We start from the raw sequence: 11,958 nt of genomic DNA, 5'->3' as shown, positions 1-11,958 counted from the left end.
ACCCCGAGCAAGGCGGCACCTCCCCGCCACTCCCCGCCGTACGAGCCGGGCCCCGTACCCGCCGGTGGCCGGTTCGCCAAGAGCCTGCGGCGCAATCTGACGGCCCACGGTTTCCTCATCGGAGCCGTCGTCTGTTTCGCGGTGTTCTCCTGGTACCCGATGGTCAGGGAGTTCCTCCTGGCTTTCCAGAGACCGAGGGCGGCGAGGTCACCTGGGTCGGCCTGGACAACCTCACCACCGTCTTCAACGACCCGGCCTTCTGGCAGGCATGGCGCAACACGCTCCTGTTCACCGTGCTCGCGCTGATCTTCGGGTTCGCGGTGCCGTTCGTCGTGGCGATCGTCGTCAACGAGTTCCACCACGGACAGGGCTACCTCCGGCTGCTCGTCTACCTGCCGGTGATGCTGCCGCCGGTCGCCTCGGTGCTGCTCTTCAAGTACCTCTACGACCCGGGGTACGGGCTCCTCAACGAGCTGTTCCGCTTCCTCCACCTGCCCGAGCAGCAGTGGCTGCAGGACCCGGACCTGTCCATGCTCTCCGTCGTCATCGCCGCGACGTGGATGAACATGGGCGGCGCCGCCCTCATCTACCTCGCCGCGCTCCAGGGCATCCCCGGCGAACTGTACGAGGCGGCCGAACTCGACGGCGCCGGCCTCTTCGATCTTCGCGGTCGTCGGGGTCTGGAAGGACTTCCTCTGGCCGATGCTCACCCTCCCCGACCCCGCGAAGCAGACTCTCAACGTCGGGATCTACTCGCTCTCCAGCGGCGTCCCGGTGAACGTCCTGATCGCCGCCCTGACGATCGCGTCCCTGCAGACCCTGCTCATCTTCCTGCTCTTCCAGCGCAACATCATGAGCGGCCTCACCGCCGGCGGGCTCAAGGGATGACGTCCTCCCCGCCCGGTCCGTCACCCTCCCCATGCCTTCGCCGCCGTCCCGGCCTCATGCCCCGCAGCCACCGGGACGGCGGCGAAGACCCCTTCTGCCCGAAAGGACCTCACGTGGCAGCCCCTCACTCGCCCCGCACCGACGACTGGTGGCGCGACGCCGTCATCTACCCGGTGTATCCCCGCAGCTTCGCCGACGGCGACGGCACCGGTGACCTCGCGGGCGTCCGGGCGAGACTGCCCTACCTCGCGGAACTCGGCGTCGACGCCGTGTGGTTCACCCCCTGGTACGCCTCGCCGATGGTCGACGGTGGCTATGACGTCGCCGACTACCGCGCCATCGACCCGGCCTTCGGCACCCTCGACGAGGCCGAGAAGCTGATCGCCGAGGCCGCCGCGCTCGGCATCAGGGTGATCGTCGACATCGTCCCCAACCACGTCTCCGACCAGCACACCTGGTTCCGGGCCGCGCTGGAGACCGGACCCGGCAGCCCGGAGCGCGCGCGCTTCCACTTCCGTCCCGGCCGTGGCGAGCACGGCGAACTCCCGCCCAACGACTGGCCGTCGCAGTTCTCCGGGAGCACCTGGACCCGGGTGCCCGACGGTGAGTGGTACCTGCACCTCTTCACCCCCGAGCAGCCCGACCTCAACTGGGCCCACCCGGACGTCCGCCGGGAACACGAGGACGTGCTCCGCTTCTGGTTCGAGCGGGGTGTGGCGGGCGTACGGATCGACTCGGCCGCCCTGCTCGTCAAGGATCCCGCGCTCGCCGACTTCGAGGAGGGCGTCGACCCGCACCCGTACGTCGACCCAGGACGAAATCCACGACATCTACCGCTCGTGGCGGGCGGTGGCCGACACCTACGGCGCCGTGTTCGTCGGCGAGGTCTGGCTGCCCGACGCCGAGCGCTTCGCCCGCTATCTGCGCCCCGACGAACTGCACACGGCCTTCAACTTCACCTTCCTCACCTGCCCCTGGGACGCCGGCCGGCTGCGCAGCGCCATCGACGCCACCCTCGCCGAGCACGCCCCCGTCGGCGCCCCCGCCACCTGGGTGCTGTGCAACCACGACGTGACGCGCACCGTGACCCGGTACGGGCGCGAGAACACCGGCTTCGACTTCGCCACGAAGCGCTTCGGCACCCCCACCGACCTGGAACTCGGCACCCGCCGCGCCCGCGCCGCCGCCCTGCTCACCCTCGCGCTGCCCGGCTCGGTGTACGTGTACCAGGGCGAGGAGCTCGGCCTGCCCGAGGCCGACATCCCACCGGACCGGATCCAGGACCCCATGCACCTCCGCTCCGGCGGCACCGACCCCGGCCGCGACGGCTGCCGGGTCCCCCTGCCCTGGGAGGCGGAGGCCCCGTGGTACGGCTTCGGCGCCGGCGGTGAGCCATGGCTGCCCCAGCCCGGGGACTGGGCACGCTACGCCGTCGACCGCCAGCGCACCGACCCGGAGTCGATGCTCGCGCTCTACCGCGAAGCCCTGCTCGTACGCCGGTCCGGGACGGGCTTCGGCGACGGCCCGATGGCCTGGCTGCCGGCCGAGGACGACGTCCTCGCCTTCGCCCGCGCCGACGGCCTGCTCTGTGTCGTCAACCTCTCCGGCCGCCCGGTCGCCCTTCCGCCGCACGAACGGCTGCTCCTCGCCAGCGGACCGCTCGACGCCGACGGAGCGCTGCCGCGGGACACGGCCGTGTGGCTGCGGGCCTGACGGCCCCGGGGCCGGGTCCGGACCGGCGCCCGGGTGCGGCTCGTGGTCGGCCCGCGGCAGGGGTACGTCCCACATGGGAGTCGGGTCCGCCCGGAACCGTGGCGGGGCTGTAACGCGCTGCGCCTCGATCGTGGACGGACGCAGAACGACCGCAATCCACTTGCGGGGCTTGCGCTAGCCTTGCGTGCATGACGCGACGACTTGCTCAGGTGGCGAAGAAGGTGGGGGTCAGCGAGGCGACGGTCAGCCGGGTCCTCAACGGCAAGCCCGGGGTGTCCGAGGCGACCCGCCAGTCCGTGCTCACGGCGCTGGACGTCCTGGGGTACGAGCGGCCGACGCAGCTGCGCGGGGAGCGCGCCCGGCTCGTCGGCCTGGTGCTGCCGGAGCTGCAGAACCCGATCTTCCCGGCGTTCGCGGAGGTCATCGGGGGTGCGCTCGCGCAGCAGGGGCTGACGCCCGTGCTGTGCACGCAGACCAAGGGGGGTGTCTCCGAGGCCGACTACGTGGACCTGCTGCTCCAGCAGCAGGTCTCCGGCGTGGTCTTCGCCGGTGGCCTCTTCGCGCAGGCCGACGCGCCGCACGACCACTACCACCGGCTTGCGGAGCGGAACATCCCGGTCGTCCTCGTCAACGCGTCGATCGAAGGGCTCGACTTCCCGTGCGTCGCCTGCGACGACGCCGTCGCCGTCGAGCAGGCGTGGCGCCACCTCGCCTCGCTGGGCCACGAGCGGATCGGCCTGGTCCTCGGCCCCGCCGACCACGTGCCGTCGCGGCGCAAGCTGGAAGCCGCCCAGGGGGCGGCCAGGGCCGCGGGCCTGGAGTGGGCCGACGAGTTCGTGGAGCGGTCGATCTTCTCGCTGGAGGGCGGGCAGGCCGCGACCTCACGCCTCCTGGAGCGAGGGGTCACCGGCATCGTGTGCGGGAGCGACCCCCTCGCCCTCGGGGCGATCAGGGCCGCCCGCCGGCGGGGGCTCTCCGTCCCGTCGGACGTGTCGGTCGTCGGCTTCGACGACTCGGCCTTCATGACCTGTACGGAGCCGCCGCTGTCGACCGTGCGCCAGCCCATCGAGGCCATGGGCCGTGCGGCGGTCGATCTGCTGTGCGCCCAGATCCAGGGGACCCAGACCCACTCCGGCGAGCTCCTCTTCGAGCCCGAGCTCGTCGTCCGCGGATCGACCGCCCCGCCCCCGGCCCGCTGATCCCGTCCTCCGCATCCCCGTCACCCCACCGGCACCGGTATCACCGCCGCCCAGCGCGGCTCCGATACCGGTGCCGGTGGCGTTTCCGGGGCACGCAGCCCGTCACGGCGGTACGGAACCGTTGACAAAGCCGTCATGCAGTAGAAACCTGTGACTCTAGCGACGCAAATAGATCACAGAATTACTCAAGAAGTTGGCTTGTCGTCGCCATTCATTGTCGGAGTCATGCTGGGCTCCTGGCGCGTGACCTTCTCCTCTCTCCCGGGCTCCCTCGCGCGTCATCCGCCCGCGGCCGGATCCGGGAAGTGGAGGCGGGCCACGCGCCGCGCCCGGATCGGGGAGAGGCCACCATGAGAGGCACACATCCGAGCAGGCGGCTCGCCGTCGGCCTGCTGATAGCCGGCCTGATCGCCATCGGGCTGCTACCCGTCCCCGCGTACGCCGCGGCGGAGCCCAACCTCGCTCTCGGCAGACCGGCGACGGCCGGCGGAGCACACGGGGGTTACCCGGCGGGCAACGTCACCGACGGCAGCCAGCAGTCGTACTGGGAGGGCCCGGCGGGCTCCTTCCCCCAGTGGGTGCAGGTCGACCTCGGCGCACAGGTCGCCCTCGACCGCGTCGTACTGAAACTGCCCACCGGCTGGGAGGCGCGCTCCCAGTCCCTCGGCATCCTCGGCAGTGCCGACGGGAGCTCCTTCACCACCCTCGTTCCCGCGCAGGCCCGCTCGTTCACCCCGTCCGCGGCGAACACCGTGACCATCGGCCTCCCCTCCGCCACCGCCCGGCACGTCCGGGTGCAGGTGGCCTCCAACACGGGCTGGAACGCGGCACAGTTGTCAGAGCTGGAGATCTACGGCGCAGGCGGCCAGGGGCCCGTCGACCCGCCGGCCGAGGGGACGAACCTGGCGCGCGGCAAACCGATCGAGGCGACATCCACGACGCAGAACTACGTGGCGACCAACGCCAACGACGACAGCCTCACCACCTACTGGGAGTCCGCGGGCTTCCCGTCGAGCCTGACCGTGAAACTGGGCGCCGACGCGGACGTCGAGGCCGTGGTCGTCAAGCTCGACCCCAACCAGGTGTGGGGACCGAGGACCCAGTCCCTGCAGGTCCTGGGGCGTGGGCAAGCGGCTTCCGCGTTCACCTCCCTGAAGGCCCGCGCCGACTACGCCTTCAGCCCGTCGACGGGCCGGAACTCCGTCGTCATCCCGGTGACCGGCCGCGTCGCCGACCTCCGGCTGACCTTCTTCTCCAACACCGGCGCCCCCGGCGCCCAGGTCGCCGAGATCCAGGTCATCGGCAGGGCCGCGCCCCACCCGGACTTCGTCGTCACCGACCTGACCTGGTCCCCGGCCTCTCCGTCCGAGGCGGACGAGGTGACGGTCAAGGCCACCGTCCGCAATGCCGGTACGGCCCCCGCCCCCGCGACGACGGTGAACGTCAGCGTCGAGGGCACCGTCGCCGGCTCCGCTCCGGTCGCCGCCCTCCCGGCCGGATCGTCCGCGACCGTCGCCGTCCCCGTCGGCCGGCGCCCCATGGGGACGTACACCGTCTCCGCCGCCGTGGACCCGACGGACACCGTCCCCGAACTGGACAACAGCAACAACAGCCGCACCGCGGCGACGAAGCTGACCGTCGCCCAGAGCCCGGGCCCGGATCTTCGGGTCACCGCCATCACCGCCAACCCGGCGGCGCCCGCGGTCGGCGCGTCCGTCTCCTTCACGGTGGCGGTGAACAACCGCGGCACCACCGGCGTCCCCGCCGGGACCGTCACCCGCCTGACCGTCGGCGGCACCACCCTGCAGGGCACGACCGGCGCCATCGCCGCCGGGGCGACGGCCACCGTCGCCATCGCCGGCACCTGGACCGCCACGAGCGGTGCCGCCACCCTGACCGCCACGGCCGACGCCACCGGCACGGTCGCCGAGACGGACGAGAACAACAACGTCCACGCCCGCTCCCTCGTCGTCGGACGCGGCGCGGCCGTGCCGTACACCGAGTACGAGGCCGAGGACGCCCGCTACCAGGGCACCCTCCTCACCTCGGACAAGAAGCGCACCTTCGGTCACACCAACTTCGCCACCGAGTCCTCCGGCCGCCGGTCGGTTCGCCTCGACAGCACCGGTCAGTACGTGGAGTTCACCTCCACCAACGCCGCCAACTCCATCGTCGTCCGCAACTCCATCCCCGACGCCCCGTCCGGCGGCGGCAGGGAGGCCACCATCAGCCTCTACGCCGACGGCGACTTCGTCCGGAAGCTGACGCTCTCCTCCAAGCACAGCTGGCTCTACGGGAACACCGACGACCCCGAGGGCCTGACCAACACCCCGGGCGGTGACGCGCGCCGGCTGTTCGACGAGTCCCACGCGCTGCTGACCGAGACCTACCCGGTGGGCACGGAGTTCCGCCTCCAGCGCGACGCGGGCGACACCGCCGCCTTCTACATCATCGACCTCATCGACCTGGAGCAGGTCGCCGCCCCGGCCGCGAAGCCCGCGGCGTGCACCTCGATCACCCAGTACGGCGCCGTCCCCAATGACGGGACCGACGACACGGACGCGATCCAGCGGGCGGTCACCGCCGACCAGAAGGGCGAGATCACCTGCGTATGGATACCGGCGGGCCAGTGGCGCCAGGAACAGAAGATCCTGACCGACGACCCGCTCGACCGCGGTACCCACAACCAGGTCGGCATCCGTGACGTGACGATCCGTGGCGCCGGCATGTGGCACTCCCAGCTGTACACACTGACCCCGCCCCACCAGGCGGGCGGTATCAACCACCCGCACGAGGGCAACTTCGGCTTCGACATCGACGACAACACCCAGATCTCGGACGTCGCGATCTTCGGTTCCGGAACCATCCGGGGCGGCGACGGCAACGCCGAGGGCGGTGTCGGCCTCAACGGCCGGTTCGGCAAGAACACCAGGATCAGCAACGTGTGGATCGAGCACGCGAACGTCGGCGTCTGGGTGGGTCGCGACTACTCGAACATCCCCGAGCTGTGGGGGCCGGGCGACGGCCTGGAGTTCAGCGGGATGCGGGTCCGCAACACGTACGCCGACGGCATCAACTTCGCCAACGGCACCCGCAACTCGACCGTCCACAACTCGTCCTTCCGCAACACCGGTGACGACGCCCTGGCCGTCTGGGCCAGCAAGTACGTCAAGAACCCGTCGGTGGACATCGGCCACGACAACCACTTCCGCAACAACACCATCCAGCTGCCCTGGCGTGCCAACGGCATCGCGGTGTACGGCGGTTACGGAAACACGGTCGAGAACAACATCATCTCCGACACCATGAACTACCCGGGGATCATGCTGGCGACCGACCACGACCCGCTGCCCTTCTCCGGGCAGACCCTCATCGCCAACAACGCGCTGCACCGCACGGGCGGTGCGTTCTGGAACGAGGACCAGGAGTTCGGCGCCATCACGCTCTTCGCCCAGGGCCAGGACATCCCGGGCGTCACCATCCGGGACACCGAGATCCACGACTCGACCTACGACGGCATCCAGTTCAAGACGGGTGGCGGCGCGATGCCGGACGTGAGGATCACCAACGTACGCATCGACAGATCGGTCAACGGCTCCGGCATCCTCGCGATGAGCGGCGCCCGGGGCAGCGCGACGCTGACGGGCGTGACCATCACCAATTCGGCCGAGGGTGACGTCCTCGTGGAGCCCGGCTCGCAGTTCGTCGTCCATCGCACCGGCTGACACCCACGGCACCGGTACGGCGGCCCGCCCCTCCGGGCCGCCGCGCGCACAGTCCGCATGGCGAAGCGCCCCGTATTCCCGAGAAGCGAGGACTGATGACCACCCCCACCTGGAGATCACGGGGCCTGAGCGCCGTGATCGTGACGAGCCTGCTGGCGCTGGGCGGTCCGCTGACGACCGCCCGCGCGGCGGGCGGACCCAACATCGCGCTCGGCGACACCGCGTCGGCGAGCAGCTCCCACGCCGAGTACGGCGCACCGAAGATCACCGACGGCGACCAGGGCACGTACTGGCAGAGCGCCGGGTCGAACCTGCCCCAGTGGGTCCAGGCCGACCTCGGGACGACCGAGCGGGTCGACGAGGTCGTGCTGAAGCTGCCGGCCGGCTGGGAGAGCCGCAGCCAGACCCTCTCCGTCCAGGGCAGCGCCGACGGCACCGGCTTCACCACGCTGAAGAGCTCCGCCGCGTACACCTTCAGCCCGGGGTCCGGGAACACGGTCACCGTCTCCTTCCCGGCCACGCGGACGCGGTTCGTCCGGATCGACATCACCGCCAACACCGGCTGGCAGGCGGCGCAGCTCTCGGAGCTGGAGGTGCACGCCGCGGACGGCTCGTCGGCCAACCTCGTCACCGGCCGCACCCTCACCGCCGGCAGCCACACGCAGACCTACACCGCCGCCAACGCCAACGACGGCAACCGCGCCACCTACTGGGAGAGCGCCAACAACGCCTTCCCGCAGTGGCTCCGGGCCGACCTCGGTTCCTCCGTGCGCGTCGACCGCGTCGTCCTGCGCCTGCCCGGAACCTGGGGCGCCCGCAGCCAGACCCTGAAGATCCAGGGCAGCGGCAACGGCACGGACTTCACCGACCTGACGGCCTCCCGGGCGTACGCCTTCGACGCCGCGAGCGGCCACGCGGCCACCATCGCCTTCGACGCCACCACCACCCGCTACGTCCGCGTGCTGGTGACCGCGAACACCGTCCAGGCGGCCGCCCAGATATCCGAGCTGGAGGTCTACGGCCCGGCCGGCGGCGACAGCCAGGCGCCGACCGCACCCGCGAACCTGGCGTACACCGAGCCGGCCACCGGCCAGATCCGGCTCACCTGGAACGCCGCCACCGACAACGTGGGCGTGACCGGTTACGACGTCTACGCCAACGGGGAGCTGCTCACGAGCGTCGCCGGTGGCGTCACCGCCTTCACCGACACCCGGCCGGCGAACCAGACCGTGTCCTACCACGTACGGGCCAAGGACGCGGCCGGCAACCAGTCGGGCGACAGCAACACCGTCACGCGCGTCGGCGACGCCGGCGACACGCAGGCCCCGACGGCCCCGGCGAACCTGGCCTTCACCGAGCCCACGAGCGGGACGATCAGGCTGACCTGGACCGCCTCCGCCGACAACGCCGGTGTGACGGGCTACGAGGTCTACGCGAACAACGTCCTGCGTGGCAGCGTCGCCGGCGACGTCACCACCTTCACCGACACCCAGCCCACGACCAGCACCGTCACCTACCACGTACGGGCCAAGGACGCGGCCGGCAACCGGTCGGGCGACAGCAACCGCGTGACCCGCGGCGGCAACGGCGGCACCGGCTCCGACCTCGCCACCGGCAAGCCGATCGGGGCCTCCTCCACGGTGCACACCTACGTGCCGGAGAACGCCAACGACAACAACACCGCCACCTACTGGGAAGGCGCGGGCGGCAGCTACCCGAACACCCTCACCGTCAAGCTCGGGTCCAACGCCGACCTCGACCGGCTCGTGCTCAAGCTGAACCCGGACACCGTGTGGGCCGCCCGCTCCCAGACGATCGAGGTCCTCGGCCGGGAGCAGAACGCCACCGGCTTCACCAGCCTCGTCGCCGCCAAGAGCTACGGCTTCGACCCGTCGAGCGGCAACACGGTCACCGTTCCGGTCTCCGGCCGGGTGGCCGACGTCCAGCTGAAGTTCACCGCCAACTCCGGCGCCCCGGCCGGTCAGCTCGCCGAGTTCCAGGTCATCGGCGTCCCCGCGCCCAACCCGGACCTCGTGGTCACCGGCCTGACCACCTCGCCCGCCTCACCCGTGGAGTCGGACGCCATCACCGTGTCGGCCACCGTCCGCAATGACGGCCCGGCCCCCGCTCCCGCGAGCACGGTCGCGGTGCGCCTCGGCGGCACCAAGGTCGCCACCGCGCCGGTCGGCGCCCTCGCGCCCGGCGCCCAGGTCACGGTCGACGCGTCCCTCGGGGCGCGCCCGGCCGGCTCGTACGAGCTGAGCGCGGTCGCGGACGAGGCGAACGCGGTGGTCGAGCAGAACGAGACCAACAACACCCGCACCAGCCCCAACCCGCTGGTGGTCAAGCCGGTCACGAGCGCGGACCTGGTCGCCGCCTCGGTGACGACATCCCCCTCCAGTCCGGCCGCCGGCGACACCGTCACCTTCAAGACCATGGTGAAGAACCAGGGCAACGCGGCCAGCGCCGCGGGCAGCCACGGTGTGACGCTCACCCTCCTCGACGACTGGGGCGCCACGGTCAGGACCCTGACGGGCACCCACACCGGCGTCATCGCCGCGGGCGGCTCGGCCGAGGTGAGCCTCGGCCCCTGGACGGCCGCCAACGGCTCGTACACCGTGAAGGTCGTCCTCGCCGACGACGCCAACGAGCTGCCGGTCAAGCGGCAGAACAACACCTCCACGCAGCCACTGTTCGTCGGACGCGGCGCCGACATGCCGTACGACATGTACGAGGCGGAGGACGGCACCGCCGGCGGCGGCGCCACGGTCGTCGGACCCAACCGCACCGTCGGCGACATCGCGGGCGAGGCGTCGGGCCGCAGGGCGGTGAACCTGGACGCGACCGGCGAGTACGTCGAGTTCACCACCCGCGCCGACACCAACACCCTGGTGACCCGCTTCTCCATCCCGGACGCCCCGGGCGGCGGCGGCACCGACTCCACCATCAACGTGTACGTCGACGGCACCTTCAGGAAGGCACTGCCGCTGACCTCGAAGTACGCCTGGCTGTACGGGGCGGAGGCATCGCCCGGCAACTCCCCGGGCGCGGGCGCCCCCCGGCACATCTACGACGAGGCGCACCTCATGCTCGGCGGGACCGTCCCCGCGGGCAGCAGGATCCGGCTCCAGAAGGACGCCGCCAACACCACCACGTACGCGATCGACTTCGTCAGCCTGGAGAAGGCCGTCCCGGTCGCGAACCCGGACCCGGCGAGGTACACCGTGCCCGCCGGATTCACGCACCAGGACGTGCAGAACGCGCTCGACCGGGTCCGGATGGACACCACGGGCACGCTCGTCGGCGTGTACCTGCCGCCGGGCGACTACCGGACGTCGAGCAAGTTCCAGGTGTACGGCAAGGCGGTGAAGGTGGTCGGCGCCGGACCCTGGTACACGAAGTTCCACGCCCCGTCCACGCAGGACAACACCGACGTCGGCTTCCGGGCCGAGGCGGCGGCGAAGGGCTCCCTGTTCAAGGGCTTCGCCTACTTCGGCAACTACACCTCGCGCATCGACGGGCCGGGCAAGGTGTTCGACTTCTCCAACGTGTCGGACATCGTCATCGACGACATCTGGAACGAGCACATGGTCTGCCTCTACTGGGGCGCCAACACCGACCGGATCACGATCAGGAACTCCCGGATCCGGAACATGTTCGCCGACGGCATCAACATGACCAACGGCTCCACGGACAACCTCGTGTCCAACAATGACGCGCGGGCGACCGGCGACGACAGCTTCGCGCTGTTCTCGGCGATCGACGCGGGCGGCGCGGACATGAAGAACAACGTCTACGAGAACCTCACCTCCACCCTGACCTGGCGGGCCGCGGGTGTCGCCGTCTACGGCGGCTACAACAACACCTTCCGCAACATCCACATCGCCGACACCCTGGTCTACTCGGGGATCACGATCTCGTCGCTGGACTTCGGCTACCCGATGAACGGCTTCGGGACCGAGCCGACGACCTTCGAGAACATCTCGGTCGTCCGGGCGGGTGGCCACTTCTGGGGCAATCAGACGTTCCCGGGCATCTGGCTGTTCTCCGCCTCCAAGGTGTTCCAGGGGATCCGGGTGAACCACGTGGACATCGTCGACCCCACGTACAGCGGGATCATGTTCCAGACGCAGTACGTGGGCGGTCAGCCCACGTTCCCGATCAAGGACACCGTCTTCACCGACATCTCCATCACCGGCGCCCGCAAGAGCGGTGACGCCTGGGACGCGAAGTCGGGCTTCGGGCTGTGGGCCAACGAGCTGCCCGAACCCGGCCAGGGTCCGGCCGTCGGGGAGGTGACTTTCCACGGCCTGCGGATGAGCGGCAACGCCGAGAACATCCGCAACACCACCTCCACGTTCAGGATCCACATCACCCCCTGACGCCCCGGGGCTCCGGCCCCTCCCGCAGCGAGACCAGCGCCCGCCGCACTC

At 70.8% G+C, this 11,958-nt stretch carries 3 protein-coding genes and 2 pseudogenes; all 5 read left to right on the top strand.

Annotated features, from left to right (window positions below; genetic code table 11):
• Positions 1 to 608: 608 nt before the first annotated feature.
• Positions 609 to 888 (top strand): annotated as a pseudogene (locus BKD26_RS18660) (carbohydrate ABC transporter permease); the annotation flags it as partial.
• Positions 889 to 1,001: 113 nt separating this feature from the next.
• A pseudogene (locus BKD26_RS18655) lies at positions 1,002 to 2,601 on the top strand (glycoside hydrolase family 13 protein).
• A gap of 188 nt (positions 2,602 to 2,789) precedes the next feature.
• Positions 2,790 to 3,800: a LacI family DNA-binding transcriptional regulator gene (locus tag BKD26_RS18650; RefSeq protein ID WP_084899241.1), complete on the top strand. Its 1,011-nt coding sequence runs from the start codon at positions 2,790 to 2,792 to the stop codon at positions 3,798 to 3,800.
• A 350-nt stretch (positions 3,801 to 4,150) separates the two neighbouring features.
• On the top strand, positions 4,151 to 7,525 hold the full coding sequence (locus BKD26_RS18645) for a CARDB domain-containing protein (RefSeq protein WP_084899239.1): 3,375 nt from the start codon (positions 4,151 to 4,153) through the stop codon (positions 7,523 to 7,525).
• Between the two features lie 95 nt (positions 7,526 to 7,620).
• Complete coding sequence (locus tag BKD26_RS18640; protein WP_084899238.1) at positions 7,621 to 11,907, top strand: discoidin domain-containing protein; 4,287 nt, start codon at positions 7,621 to 7,623, stop codon at positions 11,905 to 11,907.
• Positions 11,908 to 11,958: the final 51 nt, after the last annotated feature.

Source organism: Streptomyces sp. CB03238 (assembly GCF_002099185.1).
Taxonomy (GTDB): Bacteria; Actinomycetota; Actinomycetes; order Streptomycetales; family Streptomycetaceae; genus Streptomyces.
This window is presented reverse-complemented; position numbering and strand designations above follow the sequence as displayed.

Excerpts from the sequence above, each read along its gene's own strand:
- BKD26_RS18650 (WP_084899241.1), top strand. The coding sequence starts at position 2,790 with ATGACGCGACGACTTGCTCAGGTGGCGAAGAAGGTGGGGGTCAGCGAG.
- BKD26_RS18645 (WP_084899239.1), top strand. The coding sequence starts at position 4,151 with ATGAGAGGCACACATCCGAGCAGGCGGCTCGCCGTCGGCCTGCTGATA.
- BKD26_RS18640 (WP_084899238.1), top strand. The coding sequence starts at position 7,621 with ATGACCACCCCCACCTGGAGATCACGGGGCCTGAGCGCCGTGATCGTG.